Here is a 22,079-nt window from a genome sequence, read left to right on the forward strand (position 1 = left end):
GCACCGGTTTCTCGTCCTGCGCCGAAGCCGACCAACATTGCCTAGAGTTCTCCCGTGAGCTGCTGGGACAAGAGGTCTACCCAGGAATGGACGCGTTTGGTAGCAGTCGCGTCTTTTCTGGTGGCGCTGATCAGCGGGCTCGCCAATCTCGTGCGGACGCTCAGCGACAACAACCGCACTGATGCGCAGCTGTTCTCGGCGATTGGTTGGCTGCTTGCGGCAGCAGTGGCGCTGGTATTCGCGACGGCTGTGGTCATCAACGCTTCCCGGCGTGACCGCCTGACACAAATCCACGCTTTGAGGGTGGCGCCGGTACGGATCTCCACTGTAGATCCCGTCGACCTCGGTGTGGCCGCCCCTACTCCCGGTTACCGACTTCTGGCTGCGAACTATGTGCGGCGCAAGCGGGCGGATACCGAGTTGGACCGCGCCGTCGCTCACGCTCTGTCCGTGCGGTCGATGAAGTGGATCGTCGCGGTCAACGGCCCGGCAACCGTAGGGAAGTCCAGAACACTGTTCGAGGGTTTGTGCCGGCACGGCGACCTGATTGTCGTTGCGCCCCGGAACAACGCGGCTCTGCAGAAGATCCTCGATCCCGGTGAGGCCCGACTGGAGCTTGAGGGGCCAGCAGTTCTGTGGCTCGACCCATTCGAGATCTTTGCGAACGACATCGTCAGTGGTGACCTCCGGCGATGGCGAGAGTCAGGACCAGGTCGGATCGTGGCACTGGCATACGGGGGCAACACCTCCCTCGGGATCGATGTCACTCAGGGCCTCAGCGATCACGTCTGCCGGGTTCTTGTCGACCGGACAACTGCTGAAGAGGTCGAGGTGTTAGCCGACAAGATCGCGCCTGATCAACTCGGCGAAGTGCACAAACACGGTTTGGCCGCCTACCTGGTGGCCGGCCATGACATTGAGAAGAAGCTCATCCACCGCGCCCACCCGGGCGAGCTCGGAGAGAACCTGCCAGGCGCCGCCATCGTCGAGGCGGCGATTGACTGGCACCGCTGTGGACGCATCGATGCGATCAGCCGCCAGGATCTGCGCGACCTTTGGACCTGCTACACACCATCTAGCCCGCACCTGGAAAAGAATTTCCAGGATGCCCTCGACTGGGCCCTGAAGCCGGTGGCCGGCTCCATTTCGCTGCTGCACGACGCCACCGACGGAGACGACCAACGGTACCGCGCCTACCCCTACGCTGTGCACCTTCGCACGGCAAGCCTATCGACTGAGCCACCGGACGAAGTGTGGTCACGCGCGCTGTGCCATGGGTCGCCGCCCCAGGCGCTTCTAGTAGCCGGTGCCGCACTGAAGTACGGACGTACTGACGACGCTGTTACCGCGCTCACCCAGGCCGCCATGCTGTCTGAGGGTCTGCCGACCGACTACGCGATTTACGCATGGGCGCAGGTCGCGGCGATCCACTCAGCCGGTGACAACCACGACGATGCCGTCGACGCCTGCGACAGGCTCATCTCACTGATCAGAAGCGATCGTGACACGTCAACGACGCGGCTCGGGGTGTTGGCGAATGCTCTGGCGACTAGGGCATACCACCTGCTGACAGGCGCGCCTGGTCACCCAGATAGACGGGCTGAGGCGCTTGCCTGTTATGACCTGCTGATCGACTTGTACTTCGAGAATGCTGATCGCGGCGGTGCTGGCGCACTTCGCCTGGCAGCGGCACTCGCGGTCATTCACAAGGTGGAAGCCACTGCAGGGCGGGATGAGTCGTTTCGCTACGACAAGCTGCCAGACGCACTTGAGTTGTGGGACAAGCTGATCACAGACTACTTCGCTGATCCCGGCCTAAACCAAGGCTCCTCTGTGCCCGGCGGTACGTCGTCGGAGGCGTGGGCCGAACTGCGGCGCTTGGTTGCGACGGCGCTCAACCAGAAGAGCGATGCGCTCACCGCGCTTGCCGACGTCGGCGGGGCGGTCTCCGTCGAGTGGGCGAACGAGGGATACGAACGAGTCGTCGCGGTCTTCGGTAGCGATGCTGATCGTGACGTGCGGAACCAGGTTGAGCATGCAGTGCTCCGTCTCGCGAGTTCGTACATCGCGCAACACCGACGTTCGCAGGAGGCGATGGAGGTCATCGCATCCGCCTTAGCGGTGTACGAGCGTTGGATTGCGCAGCACCCACTCGGTGAGAGTCACGAGTCCGCTGTCGCGCTTTACGGCAAGGGTGCCATACTCGCCTACTCAAGATGGGGGCGAGAGCAATCACGAACCTATTATCAGGAGGTCGTGGAGCGTTTCCGAGACTCACAGGATCCGTTCGTCCGATCCGTTGTGGCGACGGCGTTGCTCAACGATGCCGATATCTGCGTCTCATCCGGACTACCGGAGATCGCCCGCTCAAATTACGAGCAGATCATCAGCGACTACGCAGATGATCTTAATCCCAGAACGCGGGCGGCCGTCGACGCGGCTGCTGCCGGCCTGAAGTCGCTCGGCTGATCCACAGCAGTCATTTGGGTTGAGCAGCGGTCTCGAGAAGCCCGGCGGCGGACGACTAAAATCTCGCCGACTACGCCAATGTCGTCTGGGCGCTCGGACTCTCCGACCGCGAAACGACCCAACCGGGACACTTCGGGTGCTCAGTCCACCCGAGCCGAGGGTCATTCTGATTAAGTTTGCCCCCAAAACACAAAGGTCACGAACCATCTGGTTCGTGACCTTGTGGTCGCGATTCCGTGGAACCGCTCTGTGTGGGCGAAGGGGGACTTGAACCCCCACGTCCCGAAGGACACTGGCACCTGAAGCCAGCGCGTCTGCCATTCCGCCACTCGCCCTTACGACCGCAGGAGCCTATCACTCGGCCGCCGTCCTCCCCAAAACGGCAGAATAACGCTCACTGCGCCCGTGATGGGAACCCCTGACCTGCCCAGATGTGATTCTCAGAGTTTCGTTGGTCCCATGGGTCAAACGTGGGTAGATACCATGCAGGAAGAACCGGGGCCAGCCGACACGCGGCGGGCCGACTGCGTGAGCAGGCACGATGCAACGACGACGAGTGAGGCGGGCGGTGACATGGGACTGGTGGACCGCATCGAACGCAAACTCGAGTCCACGGTCGGCGACGCGTTCGCCCGCGTTTTCGGCGGATCGATTGTGCCGCAGGAGGTCGAAGCGCTGCTGCGGCGCGAAGCCGAGGCGGGTATCCGCCCCGTCGGCCGAGGCCGCATTTTGGCCCCGAATGAGTACGTAATTACCCTCAGTGTGCCCGACCATAAGAAGGTAAGCGCTGATCCTGACTTGACCGCGACCACTTTCGCCAAGCATCTGGAGGGATACATCCGTGAGCAGGGGTGGCAAACGTATGGTGATGTGGTCGTCAAGTTCGAACAGTCACCGAATCTGCACACTGGACAGTTCCGCGCTCGTGGTGTGGTCAACCCCGACTCGACCACCGGCGAACCCGCCCCAGCACACCGAGACCATGCGTTTCCCGCAGAATCAGGAGTACCACCGATGAGCGACAACCCGACGTACCGCGGCGGCGGCCAGGGACAGGGGCGGCCCGGCGACGAGTACTACGACGACCGCTACGGGCGTCCGCAGGACGAACCCCGTGGTCAGGAGCCCCGCGCGCCCTACTCGCCGCCCGAACAGGGCGGCTACCCGCCGCGCGGTGGCTACCCCGAGGGCGGCGGCTACCCGGATCAGGGCGGCTACCCCGAGCAGGGCGGCTACGGCGGCGGCTACGGCCGTCAGGACTACGGCCCGCCCGCGGGCGGCGGCTACGACCAGGGTTACCGGCAGGGCCCGGGCAGTTACCCGCCGCCCCCCGGCGGTCAGCCCGGCTACGGCGCCCCCGGCGCGGACTACGACTACGGCCGTCCCCCCGGCCCCGGCCGTCACGAGGACGGCGGCTACGGGCGTCCCGGATACCCCGATCAGGGCGGCTACCCGGATCAGGGCGGGTACGGCGGCGGCTACGGCGCGCCCGCCGGCGGTCGTCAGGACTACGGCCAGGACTACGGCCGCGGCTACGGCGAACCGGGCGGCGGTTACGGCGACCCCGGGTACGGCGAGCCGGCCGGCCGGGATTACGACTACGGCCAGGGTGGGGGCTACGGCGGCGGTTACGGCCAGGGTGACTACCCGGCCGCCGGCGCCGGTGCCGGCACCACGGTGACCCTGCAGCTCGACGACGGCAGCGGCCGCACCTACCAGCTGCGCGAAGGCGCCAACGTCATCGGCCGCGGTCAGGACGCCCAGTTCCGCCTCCCGGACACCGGCGTTTCCCGCCGTCACCTGGAGATCCGCTGGGACGGTCAGGTCGCTCTGCTGTCCGATCTGAACTCCACCAACGGCACCACCGTGAACAACGCTCCGGTCCAGGAATGGCAACTCGCAGACGGTGACGTCATCCGTCTGGGCCACTCCGAGATCATCGTGCGGGTGCACTAGGCACACGCGGCGCCGGTCACGTTCAGGTCAAGCTGTCGGCTTCGTCTTCGCCCCGATCGCTACCCCAAGTATCGTGACGTTGCCAGCAGGCACGCGCCCGACGGTGATACCGGCGTGAGGTGAACACGGAGAGGACGTCAGATGCAGGGGTTGGTGCTGCAGCTGACGCGTGTCGGCTTCCTGCTGCTGCTGTGGTTGTTCATCTGGTCGGTGCTGCGCATCCTGCGCACCGATATCTACGCGCCCACCGGTGCGGTCATGGTGCGCCGCGGTCTGGCGCTGCGCGGCTCCCTGCTGCCCAACCGGCAGCGCAGCGTGGCCCGGCAGCTCGTGGTCACCGAGGGCGCGCTGGCCGGCACCCGGATCACGCTCGGCTCACAGCCGGTGCTGATCGGCCGCGCCGACGACTCGACGCTGGTGCTGACCGACGACTACGCCTCGACGCGGCACGCCCGTCTCTCGCCGCGGGGGTCGGAGTGGTACGTCGAAGACCTAGGATCGACCAACGGCACATACCTTGACAGGGCGAAGGTGACGACTGCGGTAAGGGTTCCGATGGGCACGCCGGTTCGGATCGGCAAGACGGTGATCGAGTTGCGCCCGTGACGCTCGTACTCCGGTATGCCGCGCGCAGTGACCGCGGCCTGGTCCGCGCCAACAACGAGGACTCGGTCTACGCCGGTGCGCGACTGCTGGCGCTGGCCGACGGCATGGGCGGGCACGCCGCAGGCGAGGTCGCCTCGCAACTCGTCATCGCCGCCCTGGCCCATCTCGACGACGACGAACCCGGCGGCGACCTGCTCAGCAAGCTCGACCGCGCGGTGCGCGAGGGCAACTCGGCCATCGCCGCCCACGTGGAGGCCGACCCCGAACTCGAGGGCATGGGCACCACGCTGACCGCGATCCTCTTCGCGGGCAACAGGCTTGGGTTGTGCCACATCGGCGATTCGCGCGGTTACCTCATGCGCGACGGCGAGCTCACCCAGATCACCAAGGACGACACGTTCGTCCAGACTTTGGTCGACGAGGGCCGCATCACCGCCGAGGAGGCGCACAGCCACCCGCAGCGCTCGCTGATCATGCGGGCGCTGACCGGACATGAGGTCGAGCCGACGCTGATCATGCGCGAGGCCCGCGCAGGCGACCGCTACCTGCTGTGCTCGGACGGACTGTCCGACCCGGTCAGCCACGACACCATCGCCGAGGCGCTGCAGATCCCCGACGTCGCCGAAAGTGCCGACCGGCTCATCGAATTGGCGTTGCGCGGGGGCGGACCGGACAACGTCACCGTGGTCGTCGCCGACGTCGTCGACTACGACTACGGCCAGACCGCGCCGATCCTGGCCGGCGCGGTCTCCGGGGACGACGACCAGCCGCCGCCGAACACCGCCGCCGGCCGCGCCTCGGCGTTCAACCCGAAGCGCAATGCGCCCAAACGCGTTGTGGCGCCGCCGGAAGAGCCCGTGAAGAAGCCGCGGTCGCGCCGTCGCATGATCATCGCCGCCACCCTGCTGGTGCTGGTGGTCCTGGCGGGGCTGGCCATCGGCCGGGAGATCGTGCGCAACAACTACTACGTGACGGCGCACGACGGCACCGTGTCGATCATGCGGGGCGTGGACGGTTCGATCCTCGGTTACTCGCTGCAGGAGCCGTACCTCCTCGGCTGCCTCAACGCCCGCAACGAGCTGTCCCTGATCAGCGCGGGTCAGTCCGGTGAGAACCGGGACTGCCAGCTGCTCGACGTGCAGGACATGCGCGAATCCGAACGCGCCCAGGTGATCGCGGGCCTGCCCGGCGGCTCACTCGACGAGGCGATCGCGCAGATCGAGGAACTGGCCCGCAGTTCGGTGCTGCCGATCTGTCCGGCGAACCCGCCGACCACGCGCCGGACGCCGACGCCCGCGCCGCCTCCGACGCCCTCGCCCACGAAAGCCCCTGGGGAGGGCGCTTCCGCATCTCCGCGTCCGGGCACCTCGCCGGCGCCCGAGACACCGACCACGGTCACCCCGCCGCCGTCCCCGTCGCCGACCGTGACTGCGCTGCCGCCCCCGCCACCACAACCGGGAACGACCTGCCGGGCGGCATCATGACCACCCAGCCGCAGTCGCCGGTGACGGTCACCCCGCCGCTGCCGAATCGGCGCAACGCCGAACTGCTACTGCTGGCCTTCGCCGCGGTCATCACCACCGTCGCCCTGCTGATGGTGGAGGCCAACCAGGAACAAGGCATCAGCTGGGACCTGGCCCAGTACGCCGCCGGGTATCTGGCCCTGTTCGGCGGTGCCCATCTCGCCGTGCGCCGGTACGCGCCGTACGCCGACCCGCTGCTGCTTCCGGTGGTGGCACTGCTCAACGGGTTGGGCCTGGTGATGATCCACCGCCTCGACCTCGCCCAGGGTGAGCTGATCGAACGGGGCCTCGGCGGCACCGCCAACCAGCAGATGCTCTGGACGCTGGTCGGTGTCATCGGATTCGCTTGTGTCATCACGTTTCTCAGCGATCACCGGATGCTTGCCCGCTACGGCTACGTGTGCGGGCTGACGGGTCTGATCCTGCTGGCCATCCCCGCGGTGCTGCCGGCCTCCATGTCGGAGCAGAACGGCGCCAAGATCTGGATCGAGTTGCCGGGGTTCTCCATTCAGCCCGCGGAGTTCTCCAAGATCCTGCTGCTCATCTTCTTCGCGGCCGTGCTGGTCGACAAGCGTGAACTGTTCACCAGCGCAGGCAAGCACTTCCTCGGCATGACGCTGCCGCGCCCGCGCGACCTGGCTCCGCTGCTCGCCGCGTGGATCGCCTCGATCGCGGTGATGGTCTTCGAGAAGGACCTCGGAACGTCGCTGCTGCTGTTCGCGTCGTTCCTCGTGCTGCTCTACGTCGCGACCGACCGGATCAGCTGGGTCGCCATCGGACTGAGCCTGTTCGCGGTGGGAAGCGTTGCGGCCTACTACCTTTTCGGCCACGTCCGCGTGCGGGTGCAGACCTGGCTGGACCCGTTCGCCGATCCCGAGGGCGCGGGCTACCAGATGGTGCAGTCGATGTTCAGCTTCGCCACCGGCGGCATCTTCGGCACCGGCCTGGGCAACGGCCAACCCGGAACGGTGCCCGCGGCGTCGACCGATTTCATCATCGCGGCCGTCGGTGAGGAACTCGGCCTGGTCGGCTTCTCCGCCGTGCTGATGCTCTACACGATCCTGGTGATCCGCGGACTGCGCACCGCGATCGCCGTACGCGACAGCTTCGGCAAGCTGCTCGCCGCCGGTCTGGCGTCCACGCTCGCGATCCAGCTGTTCATCGTCGTCGGCGGCGTGACGCGGCTGATCCCGCTGACCGGCCTGACCACACCGTGGATGTCCTACGGCGGTTCGTCGCTGCTGGCGAACTATCTGCTGCTGGCGATCCTGCTGCGCATATCGCACGCCGCGCGCCGCCCGATCGTCAACACCAAACCGCAGCAGCAGACCCCGCTCGCCTCCGCCAGCACCGAGGTGATCGGCAAGGTATGAACACCTCACTGCGACGCATCTCCGTCACGATCATGGTGCTGATCGTGCTGCTGCTCGGCAACGCCACCATCACCCAGGTCTTCACCGCCGACGGTCTGCGCACCGACCCCCGCAACCAGCGCGTGCTGCTCGACGAGTACTCGCGGCAGCGCGGCCAGATCACCGCAGGCGGCCAGTTGCTGGCCTACTCGGTGGCCACGCCGGGCCGGTTCCGGTTCCTGCGCGTCTATCCCAATGCGCAGGCGTACGCGCCGGTCACCGGGTTCTACTCGCTGACGTACTCGAGCACGGGTCTGGAACGCGCGGAGGACACCATCCTCAACGGGTCCGACGAGCGGCTGTTCGGCCGCCGGCTGGCCGATTTCTTCACCGGCCGCGACCCGCGCGGCGGCAACGTGGTGACCACGCTGAACCCGCAGGTGCAGCAGGCCGCGTGGGATGCGATGGCGAATGGCTGCGGCGGCCCCTGCAAGGGCGCGGTGGTCGCGCTGGAGCCGTCGACGGGCAAGATCCTCGCGATGGTGTCCGCACCGTCCTACGATCCGAACCTGCTGGCCACCCACGACGTCGACGAGCAGACCGCGGCGTGGCAGCAGCTGCGCGACAACCCGGACAACCCGCTGGTCAACCGGGCGATCTCGGAGACCTATCCGCCGGGTTCGACGTTCAAGGTGATCACCACCGCGGCCGCACTGCAGAACGGCGCCACCCCCGACACCCAACTCACCGCCGCACCGCGGGTCCCGCTGCCCGACAGCACCGTGACGCTGGAGAACTTCGGCGGCTCGGCCTGCGGCGGCGGACCCACCGCTCCGCTGCGCGAGGCCTTCGCCCGGTCGTGCAACACCGCCTTCGTCGAACTGGGCATCGACACCGGTGCGGAGGCGCTGAAGAACACCGCGTCCAACTTCGGACTGGACACCGCACCCGCGCCGATCCCGCTTCAGGTCGCGGAATCCACCGTCGGCCCCATCAGCGACGCCGCGGCCCTGGGGATGTCCAGCATCGGGCAGCGCGACGTGGCGTTGACACCGCTGCAGAACGCGATGGTCGCTGCCACCATCGCGAATGAAGGGGTAACCATGCGGCCCTACCTGGTCGACAGCCTCCGGGGACCCGACCTGGCAAACCTCACGACCACCGATCCGGTCGAAGAGCGGCGGGCGGTGACACCCGAGGTCGCGGCTACACTGACTGATCTGATGGTCGGCGCCGAGCAGCAGACGCAGCAGAAGGGAGCCATCGCCGGCGTGCAGATCGCTTCGAAGACGGGCACTGCGGAGCACGGGACTGATCCCCGCAACACTCCGCCCCATGCCTGGTACATCGCCTTCGCACCGGCGCAGGCCCCCAAGGTCGCCGTGGCCGTCCTGGTGGAGAACGGCGGCAACCGCCTGTCGGCCACCGGTGGGGCGGTCGCCGCCCCGATCGGCCGTGCCACCATCGCCGCCGCCTTGCGGGAGGGCTCATGAGCCCCCGCGTCGGCGTCACCCTGTCCGGCCGCTACCGGCTGCAGCGACTCATCGCCACCGGCGGCATGGGTCAGGTGTGGGAGGCCGTCGACAGCCGCCTGGGCCGCCGCGTCGCGATCAAGGTCCTCAAGGCCGAGTACTCCACCGACCCGGAGTTCGTCGAACGGTTCCGCGCCGAGGCGCGCACCGTCGCGATGCTCAACCATCCCGGCATCGCCAGCGTCTACGACTACGGCGAGACCGACATGGACGGCGAGGGCCGCACCGCCTATCTGGTGATGGAGCTCGTCAACGGTGAGCCGCTGAACTCCGTGCTGAAGCGCACGGGCCGGCTGTCGCTGCGGCACGCCCTGGACATGCTCGAGCAGACCGGCCGCGCACTGCAGGTCGCGCACACCGCCGGCCTGGTGCACCGTGACGTGAAGCCCGGCAACATCCTCATCACCCCGACCGGCCAGGTGAAGCTCACCGACTTCGGCATCGCCAAGGCCGTGGACGCCGCACCCGTCACCCAGACCGGCATGGTGATGGGCACCGCGCAGTACATCGCCCCCGAGCAGGCCCTCGGCCACGACGCGACCGCGGCCAGCGACGTCTACGCGCTCGGCGTCGTCGGCTACGAAGCCGTCTCGGGGAAGCGGCCTTTCACCGGCGACGGGGCGCTGACGGTGGCGATGAAGCACATCAAGGAGACCCCGCCGCCGCTGCCCGCGGATCTGCCGCCCAACGTGCGCGAGCTCATCGAGATCACGCTGGTCAAGAACCCCGGCTTGCGGTACCGCTCCGGCGGCCCGTTCGCCGATGCGGTGGCCGCCGTGCGCTCGGGGCGGCGCCCGCCGCGGCCGAACCAGGCGCCGACCATCGGGCGTGCCACCCCGGCCGCGGTCCCGTCGGCCGCCCAGGCCCGCGCGGCGGCCGACCTGACCGGCCGGGCGCCGGTGACCGCCGCTCGTGCCCGCCCGACCGGGGCGATCCACCGGCCGCCCCCGCCGCGGCGCACGTTCTCGTCGGGTCAGCGCGCCCTGCTGTGGGCGGCCGGCGTGCTGGGCGCGCTGGCGATCGTCATCGCGATCCTGATCGTGCTCAACGCGCAGGATCGCAAGGACCGCGAGGTGCCGCCGCCGACCGTCACCAACACGATCACCGAGACCACGCCGTACCAGTCGCCGGCCGCGATGCCCGACCGGCGCTCCGATTGGACCTCCTCCGCCGTCATCGGTCATGGTGGAGACATCTTCGGGACAGCCGGTCCCGACGCGGCCGCCGCATCCACGCACCTATGGGCGCTGCCCGCCCCAGCACAGACATGGCTCCGAACACAGACATGACGACCCCACAGCACCTGTCCGACCGCTACGAACTCGGGGAGATCCTCGGCTTCGGCGGAATGTCGGAAGTCCACCTCGCCCGCGACACGCGGTTGCACCGCGACGTCGCGATCAAGGTGCTGCGCGCCGACCTCGCCCGGGACCCGAGTTTCTACCTGCGGTTCCGGCGGGAGGCACAGAACGCGGCCGCACTGAACCATCCCGCGATCGTCGCGGTCTACGACACCGGTGAGGCCGAGACGCCGACCGGACCGCTGCCGTACATCGTGATGGAGTACGTCGACGGCGTCACGCTGCGCGACATCGTGCACACCGAGGGCCCGATGCCCGCCAAGCGTGCGCTCGAGGTCATCGCCGACGCCTGCCAGGCGCTGAACTTCAGCCACCAGCACGGCACGATCCACCGCGACGTCAAACCCGCGAACATCATGATCAGCAAGACCGGCGCGGTGAAGGTGATGGACTTCGGCATCGCCAAGGCGCTGGCCGACGCCAACAGCGTCACCCAGACCGCGGCCGTGATCGGCACCGCGCAGTACCTGTCGCCCGAGCAGGCCCGCGGCGAGAAGGTCGACGCCCGCTCCGACGTGTACTCGCTGGGCTGTGTGCTCTACGAACTGCTCACCGGTGAACCGCCGTTCGTCGGCGATTCACCCGTGGCGGTGGCCTACCAGCACGTGCGGGAGGATCCCATCCCGCCGTCGCAGAAGCATGCCGGCATCACCCCGGATCTCGACGCCGTCGTGCTCAAGGCACTGGCGAAGAACCCCGACAACCGCTACCAGACGGCCGCCGAGCTGCGCGCTGACCTGGTCCGTGTGCACAGCGGCGAACCGCCCGAGGCGCCGAAGGTGTTCACCGACGCCGAGCGCACGTCGATGCTGGCCGCGGCGCCGCACCCCGACCGCACCGAACCGATCTCGCACATGCCGCGGCCGGAGCCGCGCCTCGTCGAGCGCAACCGCGGCGGATCGATCGGCCGCTGGATCGCCGCCGTGGCCGTGCTGGCGGTGCTCACCGTGGTGGTGGCCGTCGCCATCAACACCTACGGCGGCGACACCCGCGCGGTGCAGGTCCCCGACGTGGCCGGCGAGCTGTCGGCCGAGGCGATCGCCGAGCTGCAGAACGCCGGGTTCACCGTGCGCACCCAGCAGGAGCCGAACTCCGAGGTGCCGCCGGACCACGTGATCGGCACGTCGCCCGAGGCCAACACCGAGGCCGACGCCGGCGACGAGATCACCATCAACGTCTCCACCGGTCCTGAGCAGCGCGAGGTGCCCGACGTGAGGTCGCTGACCTACGCCGAAGCCGTGCGCAAACTCACCGACGCCGGGTTCGGGCGGTTCCGCCAGCAGACCTCGCCGTCGACGCCCGAGCTCAAGGACCGGGTGATGGCCACCAACCCGCCGGCCAACCAGACTTCGGCGATCACCAACGAGATCACGATCATCGTGGGCTCCGGCCCCGAGAGCCGCACCGTGCCCGAGGTCGTCGGCCAGACCGTCGACTCGGCCCAGCAGATCCTCACCGCGTCGGGCTTCCGCAATTCGGTCCCCGCCGAGGTGGACAGCATCGAACCGCGCGGCCAGGTGATCGGCACCAGCCCGCTGGCCGGGGAGAGCGTGCCGGTGGACACGCTGATCCAGCTTCAGGTCTCGCGCGGCAACCAGTTCGTGATGCCGGATCTGACCGGACAGTTCTGGGCCGACGCGGAGCCGCGGCTACGGGCGCTGGGCTGGACCGGGGTGCTGGACAAGGGTGGCGACGTGCCGAACAGCGGTCAGCGCACCAACGCCGTCGTCCGGCAGACCCCCGCCCCGGGTGCCGGGGTGAACTTCGACAGCAGGATCACGCTGAACTTCGCGTCGTAGCAGCGGCCGGGCTGGACTGGATGGCGGTGGCGACCTCGTCCTCGAGGCGCTGGACGAGCGCTTCGTCCGGGGCGCTGCCGCAGTAGCCGAGCCAGTTGGCCAGCATCCGGTGTCCGCCCTCGGTGAGGATCGACTCGGGGTGGAACTGCACGCCGTGGATCGGCAGCTCGGTGTGCCGCACGCCCATGATGACGCCGCCGGGGGTGCGGGCGGTGACCTCGAGTTCGTCGGGCACGGTGTCCGGCAGGATCGTCAGCGAGTGGTACCGGGTGGCGGTGAAGGGATCGCGAAGGCCCTGCAGCACACCGGCATTGGTGTGATGCACGACGCTGGTCTTGCCGTGCAGCAGTTCGGGGGCGCGGTCGACGGTGCCGCCGAACGCCACGCCGATCGCCTGGTGGCCGAGGCAGACACCGAGCAGCGGAGTGCCCGCCGCGGCGCACGCGTGGACCAGGGGGATCGACGCGCCTGCGCGCTCGGGCGTTCCGGGGCCGGGGCTGAGCAGCACACCGTCGAAGTCGTCGGCGGCCTTGGCGATGTCCTCGTCGCTGTCGAGGCGCTCGTCGTCGTTACGCCACACCGTCACGTCGACCCCGAGTTGTCCGAGGTACTGGACGAGGTTGAACACGAAGCTGTCGTAGTTGTCGACGACCAAGAACGGCATTCGGCCAGGTTACATGCGGTGCCGAGGTGCGGCGCCGCGGCGGATCAGTACCCGAGCGGCCCGATCGGCTTGGCGTACTGCATGCGGACGGGTTCGGAGTGCCCGACGAGTTCCACCTCGGCGCGCGGTTCCTCGGTGTAGCCGAGGCCGAAGCGCACCACGTACTGCTTGTACAGCGACACCAGGGGAGAGGCCGACAGCGCCGCCTGCATCGCGGCGGTGTCGCCGACGGCGGTGATCACATACGGCGGACTGTAGGTGCGGCCGTTGAGCAGCAGTGTGTTGCCGACGCAGCGTGGGGCCGAGGTGGCGATGATGCGCTGATCCTGCATCTGGACGCCTTCGGCGCCTGCGCTCCACAGCGCGTTGAGCACACCCTGGATGTCTTGCTGGTGGACCACCAGGTCGTCGGGGGAGGCGTCCCTGGGGAACCGGCCCTCGGCGTCACGCTGGGCGTCGTTGAGGGTGACGACCAGTCCCGGGCCCTTCACCGGGTCCAGGCCGGCGTCGACGGCCAGTGCGGCGGAGCGGTCGGTGATCGCGGTCAGCGCCGCGTCCGTGCCGGGGGAGTCCCCGTGGTGACCGTCGACGGCCGCGGACATCTGATCGCGTTCGGCGCCCAGCCGGTCGACGGACTGCTGGGTCTCGCGGACGAGGTCGACGAGCCGGGGGGCGTCGCTGCGGCGGATCTCGTCGCCGCCGGAGACTCCGTGGGTGGCGGCCAGCAACAGCCCGGCGGCCAGACACACCAGCGGCACCCCGAAACGCCACGCCGAGCGGCGCCCGGCCGGCGCGCGCGCCGGCGCCGCGGGGGCCGCCGTCTCCGTGGGCGGCGTTTCCCCAGCGGGTCCTACGTTAGGCTCAGGGGGCATCTGCACCATCGTCGCATTGAGAGGCCGGTCTGCGCACCGGTGGACGTGCGACGCCGACAGCCTCCGAAGGTGACCATGCCCAAGTCGAAAGTCCGTAAGAAGAACGACTTCACCATCAGCCCGGTGAGCCGGACTCCGGTGAAGGTGAAGGCCGGACCGTCCAGCGTGTGGTTCGTCGTGCTCTTCGTCGGGCTGATGCTCATCGGATTGATCTGGCTACTGGTTTTCCAGCTGGCCGCAACCAATCCGGTCGACTCGCCGAGCCTGCTGCAATGGATGGCCGACCTCGGACCGTGGAACTACGCCATCGCGTTTGCCTTCATGATCACCGGACTTTTGCTCACGATGCGTTGGCGCTGAGCCGCGCAACCGGCGAGATGAATTCATTTCGCGGACGGCTGGCGAACGTCTCAGCAACGCCGGGATATGCCAATCACATCGGTGTAGTTCATCCCCATTGGGGATAGCACTTGTGGATAACCTCATCAGCAGCGGTAAAAGGGTGTGCAGAACGCGTGCAGCAAACTGAGTGGAGCCCGTCCCCGCTGGGAATCGCAGGTTGCGGGCTCGTGGGCCTGGTGATGGCTATCGCTTCTGTGATGGTTGTCACAGAGGCCCCGGGGCGACTTCTCACCGGCATTGCCGCAGTGGGATTGATCACGTTTGCAATCATGTCGTGGCGGGCAAGACCAAAGCTGGCAATCACAGCCGAGGGCGTCGCGGTCCGCGGCTGGTTCAGCACCCGTGTCCTCACCCGCGCGGACGTCAAGCTCGTCCGGATCACCGAATTCCGTCGGCTCGCGCGCAAGATGCGGCTACTGGAGATCGAGACGACCGACGACGGGCTGCACGTGCTGACCCGCTGGGATCTGGGCGCCGACCCCCTCGACGTACTCGACGCCCTCACCGCGGCCGGATACACCGGCGCGCAGTGAAGGCGTCGTCAGTTCAGTAGGTCAGGAAATGGTGACCGATTCGATGACCACCGGATCGGTGGGGCGGTCGTTGCGGTCGGTCGCGGTGGAGGCGATCTCGTCGACCACCTTCTGTGAATCCGGATCGACGACCTCACCGAAGATGGTGTGCCGGCGGTTGAGGTGCGGGGTCTGGCCGACGGTGATGAAGAACTGCGACCCGTTCGTGCCCGGGCCGGCGTTGGCCATCGCGAGCAGGTAGGGCTTGTCGAACTGCAGCTCGGGGTGGAACTCGTCGGCGAACTGGTAGCCCGGCCCGCCGCGGCCGGTTCCGGTCGGATCGCCGCCCTGGATCATGAATCCGGCGATGACACGGTGGAACACCGCACCGTCGTAGAACGGGCCCGACGTGCTGCCGGAGGCGTTCTCGCCCTTGTAGTCCTTCGTGCCCTGCGCGAGTCCGACGAAATTCGACACCGTCTTGGGTGCATGATTTCCGAACAGGGCGATCTTGATGTCGCCACGATTGGTGTGGAGGGTGGCCGTCGCGGTCTGAATGGGGCTCGTCACGGGATGTCAGTGTGCCATCGCACCGATAGCGCGCCGACACCGCACCCGTGATGGCAGGCTGGAGCCACCCATCGGACTGCCGCGAAAGAGGTAACGCATGACCCTGACCCCCCTGACGCCCCTGACTCCCCGGCAGCGGTTGGCCCGCGGCTTGAAGTACACCGCCGTCGGCCCCGTCGACGTCACGCGCGGTGCGCTCGGGGTGGGCGTCGAGTTGGGTAGGGACTCAGCACAGGCGACCGCGGCGGAACTGCGCAGGCGCTACCGCAAGGGGCAGCTGCGCCGGGAACTGGCCGGCGCGCAGGAGACCCTCGTGCGCGAGCTGACGGCCGTCCAGGAGGCGGTGAGCAGCCTGCCGGACGCCCGCAACGCCGGCCGCACCCGCAACCGCCGCCGCAAGCGCCTGCTGACCGTCGGGGTGGGTGTCGGCGTGCTGGCCGTGGGTGCGGTGACGTTCTCGATCGTGCGGCGCTCGATGAAACCCGAGCCCTCGCCGCTGCCGCCGAGTGTGGAAGTCACGCCGAAGCCCTGACGGGGCCTGCGCGCGCTGGAAAAGGGGAGTGGAGCCTAGGAGATTCGAACTCCTGACATCTGCCTTGCAAAGGCAGCGCTCTACCAACTGAGCTAAGGCCCCTCGCGGGTCAGGCTGAGTGTTCGTCCAGCGCGTGCCACACCTCGGGGCCGTGCCGTGACCGCCACACCAGAACCGACACGCCCACCGCGGCGAGCACCAGAACGAATCGCACGGTGCCCCCTTCCCGTGGGCGCGGCCGGTGTGACGACCAGCCTGTCCAGTGGGCCTAGGAGGACTCGAACCTCCGACCTCTTCGTTATCAGCGAAGCGCTCTAACCGCCTGAGCTATAGGCCCTTAAGTCGCATACGGACGAGCAGCGAGATTACCGTAACCGCGCCTCTGTCCCCAAATCCCTAGTCGCGGTCGGCCAGCGTGACCTCGACACCGCCCACGAGGTCGGTGGTGAGGTTGTAGATGAACGCCCCCGCTGTCGCCATCGCGGTGAGGATCACGATGTTGACCAGACCGATCAGCGCCGCGCCGCCGAAGATGGTGCCGCTGGACACCAACTCACCGCCGCCGCCGCCGCTCGTGCTGGTCAGCAGGTCGCCGACGTTGCTGTTGAGCTTGTCCCACACGCCCATGCCGCCGAGGACCAGGTAGAGGAACGCCACCGCGATCATCCACACGAAGAACAACGCCACCGACAGCACGAGCGACACCTTCAGCGCGCTCCACGGATCGACGCGGCGGATCTGCATGCTGGCGCGGACCGGTCCGCGCGCGGGCCGGTGGCCCACCTGGGTGCGCGGTGCGGACGCTGACCGGGACGGCGGCTCGGTACTCGGCCGTTCACCCGCGGGCTTGCGCTGCGGCGGACGCGGCACCGGGCCGGACAGATCCGGCAGCTCGCTGGCGTACGCCTCGGGCCGCGGCGCCTCGGTGGTCCGCACGGGCGCGGCCGGCGCGTGCGTCTCCTCGGTGGGAGCCGAACCGCTCACCGGAAACCTGCTGGTGTTCCTGGCCTCGGCGCCCGGCGCGTGCGCCGGGGATCCGCTGCGCGCCGGCTCGGGACGGGCCGGGCCGCCCTGCGGCGGGCGGCTGGGACGGCCACGCTGCCACGGCGGGACGTCCCCGCCCTCGGTTCCCACCCGGCCGGCCGAGCCGTTGTCGCGGCCCGCGCCCGGCGCGGGGGAGCCGTTACCGCCCCCGGGGCTTTCGCCTCCGCGCGGGAATCCCGGCTCGTTCGGTGCACTCACCTACGGCTCCTCACTGATCAGACCGCATCCGGGTCGGTGTTGACCTCGTCGGTGCTGTCGCCCGCTTCGGCGTTGCGCGCAATGGCAATCAGTGTGTCGCCCTCACCCAGGTTCATCAACCGAACGCCCTTGGTCTGCCGCCCGGCCTTGCGGACCTGGCGGGCGCCCGTCCGGATGACACCTCCACCCGAGGTGATCGCGTACAACTCCGTGTCGTCATCGACGATCAACGCTCCGACAAGATTGCCACGTCGACGGTCGTACTGGATCGTCAGGATGCCCTTTCCGCCGCGGCCCTGCGCCGTGTACTCCTCGATCGAGGTGCGCTTGGCGTAGCCACCACTGGTCGCGACCAGCAGATAGGTGTCCGGACGCACCACATTGAGCGAGAGCAGTTCGTCGTCGGCGTTGAACCGCATCCCCTGCACACCCGAGGTCGCCCGGCCCATCGGGCGCAGCGCCTCGTCGGTGGCGGAGAACCGGATCGACTGGCCCTTGGCCGACACCAGCAGCAGGTCGTCCTCGGACGAGCACAGCACGGCGCCGACCAGTTCGTCACCGTCGCGCAGGTTCACCGCGACGATGCCGCCCGAGCGGTTCGAGTCGAAGTCGGTCAGCCGCGACTTCTTCACCAGCCCGTTGCGGGTGGCCAGCACCAGGTACGGCGCATCCTCGTAGCTCTTGATCTGGATGACCTGGGCGATGCGCTCGTTGGGCTGGAACGCCAGCAGGTTCGCGACGTGCTGGCCGCGTGCCGTACGCGACGCCTCGGGCAGCTCGTAGGCCTTCGCTCGGTACACCCGGCCCTGCGTGGTGAAGAACAGGATCCAGTCGTGGGTCGAGCAGACGAAGAAGTGGTTGACGATGTCGTCCTGCTTGAGCCCGGCGCCCTGGACACCCTTGCCGCCGCGCTTCTGGCTGCGGTACAGGTCGGTCTTGGTGCGCTTGGCGTAGCCGGTCTCGGTGATCGTGACGACGACGTCCTCGCGGGCGATCAGATCTTCGTCGCTGACCTCCCCGTCGGCGGGCATGATGCGCGTCCGGCGGTCGTCGCCGTGCTTCTCGACGATCTCGGCGAGCTCGTCGCGCACGATCGCGCGCTGACGTTCCGGCTTGGCCAGGATGTCCTCGAGGTCGGCGATCTCGGCTTCGATCTTGGCCAGATCGTCGACGATGCGCTGCCGTTCCAGGGCGGCCAGGCGACGCAACTGCATGTCGAGGATGGCCTGGGCCTGGATCTCGTCGATGTCGAGCAGCTCGATCAGGCCGGCGCGGGCGATGTCGACGGTCTGCGAGGCACGGATCAACGCGATCACCTCGTCGAGCGCGTCGAGCGCCTTGACCAGACCGCGCAGGATGTGGGCCCGCTCGTTGGCCTTGCGCAACCGGTAGCGGGTGCGTCGCACGATCACGTCGAGCTGATGGTCGACGTAGTAGCGGATCAGCTGGTCGAGACGCAGCGTGCGGGGGACACCGTCGACGATCGACAGCATGTTGGCCCCGAAGCTGGTCTGCAGCTGCGTGTGCTTGTAGAGGTTGTTCAGCACCACCTTCGCCACGGCGTCGCGTTTGAGCTCGACGACGATGCGCAGGCCGACCCGGTCACTGGACTGGTCCTCGATGTTGGAGATGCCGGCGAGCTTGCCGTCGCGGACCTGTTCGGCGATCGAGGTGATGAAGTTGTCGTGGTTGACCTGATACGGCAGCTCGGTGATGACGATGCCGGTGCGGCCGCGGCTGTCCTCTTCGATCTCGACGACGCCGCGCATCTTGATCGAGCCGCGCCCGGTCTTGTACGTGTCGTCGATGCCCTGCGATCCGACGATCAGGCCATGGGTCGGGAAGTCCGGCCCCTTGACCCGCTCGCAGACCGCGGCCAGCGTGGTCTCCTCGTCGGCCTCGAAGTTCTCCAGGCACCAGTAGACGGCCTCGGCGAGCTCCCGCAGGTTGTGCGGCGGGATGTTGGTCGCCATGCCGACCGCGATGCCGCCGGACCCGTTGGCCAGCAGGTTCGGGAACCGGCTGGGCAGGACGGTCGGCTCCTGCACCCGACCGTCGTAGTTCGGGATGAAATCGACTGTCTCCTCGTCGATTTCGCGCAGCATCTCCATCGCCAACGGAGTCAGCCGCGCCTCGGTGTACCGCATCGCCGCCGGCGGATCGTTACCCGGCGAGCCGAAGTTGCCCTGTCCGTCGACCAGCGGGTAGCGCAGCGACCACGGCTGGGCCATCCGGACCAGGGTGTCGTAGATCGACGCGTCGCCGTGCGGATGGTAGTTACCCATCGTCTCGGCAACCGAGCGTGCGGATTTCGCGTGGCCGCGGTCCGGGCGGAACCCGGAGTCGAACATCGCGTAGAGCACTCGGCGGTGCACCGGCTTGAGGCCGTCGCGCACCTCGGGCAGCGCGCGCCCGACGATCACGCTCATCGCGTAGTCGATGTAGCTGCGCTGCATCTCCTGCTGGATGTCGACCGGTTCGATCCGGTCTCCTGCTTCGTCGCCGGGAGGCAACGTGGTATCGGTCATCGATGAGTCCTATGAATCGGTCGGACGTCTAAACGTCAAGGAAGCGAACGTCTTTGGCATTACGGGTGATGAAGCTGCGGCGTGCCTCGACGTCCTCGCCCATCAGGATCGAGAACAGTTCGTCGGCGGCGGCCGCGTCGTCGAGCGTGATCTGGCGCAGCACCCGCACCGACGGATCCATCGTGGTCTCCCACAGCTCCTTGGCATCCATCTCGCCCAGACCCTTGTAGCGCTGGATGCCGTCTTCGGCGTTGATCCGCTTACCCGCCGCACGCCCGGCTTCGAGCAGGCCGTCGCGTTCCCGGTCGGAATAGGCGAATTCCGGTGCGCTGCGCTGCCACTTCAGCTTGTACAGCGGCGGCTGCGCGAGGAACACGTGCCCGTTCTCGATCAGCGGCTTCATGAACCGGAACAGCAGCGTCAGGAGCAGCGTCGAGATGTGTTGTCCGTCAACGTCGGCGTCGGCCATCAGCACGATCTTGTGGTACCGCAGCTTGCTGATGTCGAACTCGTCGTGGATACCGGTGCCGAGCGCGGTGATGATCGCCTGGACCTCGGTGTTCTTCAGCACGCGGTCGATGCGGGCCTTCTCGACGTTGATGATCTTGCCGCGCAACGGCAGGATCGCCTGGAACATCGAGTCGCGACCGCTCTTGGCCGAGCCGCCGGCCGAATCGCCCTCCACCACATACAGTTCGGATTTGCGCGGATCGGTCGACCGGCAGTCGGCCAGCTTGCCGGGCAGGCCGCCGATGTCGGTGGCGCTCTTACGCCGCACCAGTTCGCGCGCCTTGCGGGCGGCCATCCGTGCCTGCGCCGACGAAACCGCCTTGTTCACGATGGTCTTCGCCTCGGCCGGATTGGCCTCGAACCAGTGGCTGAGCTGTTCGTTGCAGATCTTCTGCACGAACGACTTGACCTCGGTGTTGCCGAGTTTGGTCTTCGTCTGGCCCTCGAACTGCGGCTGGGACACCTTCACCGAGATGACCGCGGCCAGGCCCTCGCGGATGTCGTCACCGGTGAGGTTGGGGTCCTTGTCCTTGAGGAGTTTCTTGTCCTTGGCGTACTTGTTCACCACCGAGGTCAGCGCGGTGCGGAAGCCCTCTTCGTGGGTTCCGCCCTCGTGGGTGTTGATGGTGTTGGCGAACGTGTGCACCGACTCGGAGTAGCCGGCGTTCCACTGCATCGCGATCTCGACCTCGTGGCCCTCACCCTTGCCGTCGAAGTCGATGACGCTGGGCTGGATCGGCGTCTTGGTGCGGTTGATGTGCTTGACGAAGTCGACCAGGCCGCCGGGGTAGTGGAAGACCCGGTGCTTGACCTTCTGCGGTTTGGCCGCCTCGGCCGACTTCTCCTCCGCGGTCTTCGGGGCTTCGGCGTGATCGCTCACGACGTCGTCCACGACCTCTTCGGCCGTGACGCGCTCGTCGGTCAACTCGATGGTCAGCCCCTTGTTCAGGAACGCCATCTCCTGCAGTCGCCGGGCGATCGTCTCGAAGTCGTAGTTCGTGGTCTCGAAGATGTCCGGATCCGCCCAGAACCGGATCGTCGTGCCGGTCGCCTTCGTCTTCTCACCCTGCTTGAGGGTGCCCGGCACCGAGCGGTCGTAGGTCTGGAACCACTCGTAGCCGTCCTTGCGGACGTCGGCTTCGAGGCGCGTGGACAGCGCGTTCACCACGGACACGCCCACCCCGTGCAGGCCGCCGGACACCTGGTAGGCGCCCTCCTCGAACTTGCCGCCGGCGTGCAGGACCGTCATGACCACGTCGATGGTGGGGATTCCGGTCGCGTGCATCGCCACCGGGATGCCGCGGCCGTCGTCGGTGACCTGGACGCCGCCGTCCTCGAGGATCCGTACGTCGACCTTCGTGGCGAAGCCGGCCATCGCCTCGTCGACGGCGTTGTCGACCACCTCCCAGATCAGGTGGTGCAGGCCACGTTCGCCGGTGGACCCGATGTACATACCGGGACGCTTGCGAACCGCTTCCAGACCTTCGAGGACCTTGATCGAATCTGCACCGTACTCACTCGGCGCATTCTTCTTCTGGGCAGCCACGTTGGACGCGTCTCCTTGGGGTTCGCGGGCGCGCGGTCCACGGACCGCTGCGTAGTTCCTGTCCAGTCTACCGGGAGATGGCGTCCAGACCGACGCTGCGGCG

At 67.9% G+C, this 22,079-nt stretch carries 17 protein-coding genes and 3 tRNA genes; 11 read left to right on the forward strand and 9 right to left on the reverse strand.

Going from position 1 to position 22,079, the window contains the following annotated elements; genetic code table 11:
- Window positions 1–120 precede the first annotated feature (120 nt).
- Window positions 121–2,469 (forward strand): tetratricopeptide repeat protein, encoded by a 2,349-nt coding sequence (locus G6N30_RS20715; RefSeq protein WP_163687708.1) that lies wholly within the window; start codon window positions 121–123, stop codon window positions 2,467–2,469.
- 252 nt (window positions 2,470–2,721) lie between these two features.
- Here the strand turns inward: G6N30_RS20715 and G6N30_RS20720 are convergent.
- Window positions 2,722–2,804 (reverse strand) — tRNA-Leu (locus G6N30_RS20720).
- Window positions 2,805–3,042: 238 nt separating this feature from the next.
- Here G6N30_RS20720 and G6N30_RS20725 point away from each other — a divergent pair.
- The 7 genes from G6N30_RS20725 to pknB all read left to right on the forward strand — a co-directional run bounded on the left by G6N30_RS20725 (window position 3,043) and on the right by pknB (window position 12,598).
- Window positions 3,043–4,425, forward strand: coding sequence for an FHA domain-containing protein (locus G6N30_RS20725; RefSeq protein ID WP_134059290.1), 1,383 nt, complete (start codon window positions 3,043–3,045; stop codon window positions 4,423–4,425).
- Between the two features lie 141 nt (window positions 4,426–4,566).
- On the forward strand, window positions 4,567–5,031 hold the full coding sequence (locus G6N30_RS20730; protein WP_134058720.1) for an FHA domain-containing protein FhaB/FipA: 465 nt from the start codon (window positions 4,567–4,569) through the stop codon (window positions 5,029–5,031).
- Window positions 5,028–6,515 (forward strand): PP2C family protein-serine/threonine phosphatase, encoded by a 1,488-nt coding sequence (locus G6N30_RS20735; protein ID WP_134058723.1) that lies wholly within the window; start codon window positions 5,028–5,030, stop codon window positions 6,513–6,515. Before G6N30_RS20730 ends, G6N30_RS20735 begins: the two co-directional genes overlap by 4 nt.
- Window positions 6,512–7,927, forward strand: coding sequence for a peptidoglycan glycosyltransferase RodA (locus tag G6N30_RS20740; RefSeq protein WP_134058726.1), 1,416 nt, complete (start codon window positions 6,512–6,514; stop codon window positions 7,925–7,927). Before G6N30_RS20735 ends, G6N30_RS20740 begins: the two co-directional genes overlap by 4 nt.
- Entirely contained in the window at window positions 7,924–9,399 is a 1,476-nt protein-coding gene (gene pbpA, locus G6N30_RS20745) for a D,D-transpeptidase PbpA (protein WP_134058729.1), read from the forward strand. The genes G6N30_RS20740 and pbpA overlap by 4 nt, the downstream gene beginning before the upstream one ends.
- The gene (locus G6N30_RS20750) at window positions 9,396–10,727 is read left to right on the forward strand and encodes a protein kinase domain-containing protein (protein ID WP_134058732.1); all 1,332 of its coding nucleotides are present in this window, start codon (window positions 9,396–9,398) and stop codon (window positions 10,725–10,727) included. Before pbpA ends, G6N30_RS20750 begins: the two co-directional genes overlap by 4 nt.
- On the forward strand, window positions 10,724–12,598 hold the full coding sequence (gene pknB, locus G6N30_RS20755; RefSeq protein WP_134058735.1) for a Stk1 family PASTA domain-containing Ser/Thr kinase: 1,875 nt from the start codon (window positions 10,724–10,726) through the stop codon (window positions 12,596–12,598). The genes G6N30_RS20750 and pknB overlap by 4 nt, the downstream gene beginning before the upstream one ends.
- Here the strand turns inward: pknB and G6N30_RS20760 are convergent.
- Entirely contained in the window at window positions 12,576–13,262 is a 687-nt protein-coding gene (locus G6N30_RS20760; protein ID WP_134058738.1) for an aminodeoxychorismate/anthranilate synthase component II, read from the reverse strand. The genes pknB and G6N30_RS20760 overlap by 23 nt on opposite strands.
- A 44-nt stretch (window positions 13,263–13,306) precedes the next feature.
- The gene (locus G6N30_RS20765; RefSeq protein WP_163687711.1) at window positions 13,307–14,143 is read right to left on the reverse strand and encodes a DUF881 domain-containing protein; all 837 of its coding nucleotides are present in this window, start codon (window positions 14,141–14,143) and stop codon (window positions 13,307–13,309) included.
- A gap of 66 nt (window positions 14,144–14,209) precedes the next feature.
- On the opposite strand from G6N30_RS20765, the gene crgA reads away from it, so the two are divergent.
- On the forward strand, window positions 14,210–14,494 hold the full coding sequence (gene crgA, locus G6N30_RS20770; RefSeq protein WP_134058742.1) for a cell division protein CrgA: 285 nt from the start codon (window positions 14,210–14,212) through the stop codon (window positions 14,492–14,494).
- Between the two features lie 155 nt (window positions 14,495–14,649).
- Window positions 14,650–15,069, forward strand: a complete 420-nt coding sequence (locus tag G6N30_RS20775) for a PH domain-containing protein (protein WP_134058745.1) — start codon at window positions 14,650–14,652, stop codon at window positions 15,067–15,069.
- Window positions 15,070–15,090: 21 nt separating this feature from the next.
- On the opposite strand, the gene G6N30_RS20780 is transcribed toward G6N30_RS20775, so the two are convergent.
- Complete coding sequence (locus G6N30_RS20780) at window positions 15,091–15,618, reverse strand: peptidylprolyl isomerase (RefSeq protein ID WP_134058748.1); 528 nt, start codon at window positions 15,616–15,618, stop codon at window positions 15,091–15,093.
- Window positions 15,619–15,715: 97 nt separating this feature from the next.
- Between G6N30_RS20780 and cwsA the strand changes: the two genes are divergently transcribed.
- Window positions 15,716–16,150, forward strand: coding sequence for a cell wall synthesis protein CwsA (cwsA, locus tag G6N30_RS20785; protein ID WP_134058751.1), 435 nt, complete (start codon window positions 15,716–15,718; stop codon window positions 16,148–16,150).
- Window positions 16,151–16,179: 29 nt separating this feature from the next.
- Here the strand turns inward: cwsA and G6N30_RS20790 are convergent.
- From G6N30_RS20790 to gyrB, 5 genes are all read right to left on the reverse strand, one after another.
- Window positions 16,180–16,252, reverse strand: a tRNA-Ala gene (locus G6N30_RS20790).
- A 161-nt stretch (window positions 16,253–16,413) separates the two neighbouring features.
- A tRNA-Ile gene (locus G6N30_RS20795) sits at window positions 16,414–16,487 on the reverse strand.
- 59 nt (window positions 16,488–16,546) lie between these two features.
- The gene (locus G6N30_RS20800) at window positions 16,547–17,392 is read right to left on the reverse strand and encodes a DUF3566 domain-containing protein (RefSeq protein WP_134058754.1); all 846 of its coding nucleotides are present in this window, start codon (window positions 17,390–17,392) and stop codon (window positions 16,547–16,549) included.
- Window positions 17,393–17,409: 17 nt separating this feature from the next.
- Window positions 17,410–19,920: a DNA gyrase subunit A gene (gyrA, locus tag G6N30_RS20805; protein WP_134058757.1), complete on the reverse strand. Its 2,511-nt coding sequence runs from the start codon at window positions 19,918–19,920 to the stop codon at window positions 17,410–17,412.
- Window positions 19,921–19,948: 28 nt separating this feature from the next.
- Window positions 19,949–21,976 (reverse strand): DNA topoisomerase (ATP-hydrolyzing) subunit B, encoded by a 2,028-nt coding sequence (gene gyrB, locus G6N30_RS20810; RefSeq protein WP_134058760.1) that lies wholly within the window; start codon window positions 21,974–21,976, stop codon window positions 19,949–19,951.
- Between the last annotated feature and the right edge of the window lie 103 nt (window positions 21,977–22,079).

The sequence above is a fragment of the Mycolicibacterium litorale genome (assembly GCF_010731695.1).
Taxonomy (GTDB): Bacteria; Actinomycetota; Actinomycetes; order Mycobacteriales; family Mycobacteriaceae; genus Mycobacterium; species Mycobacterium litorale.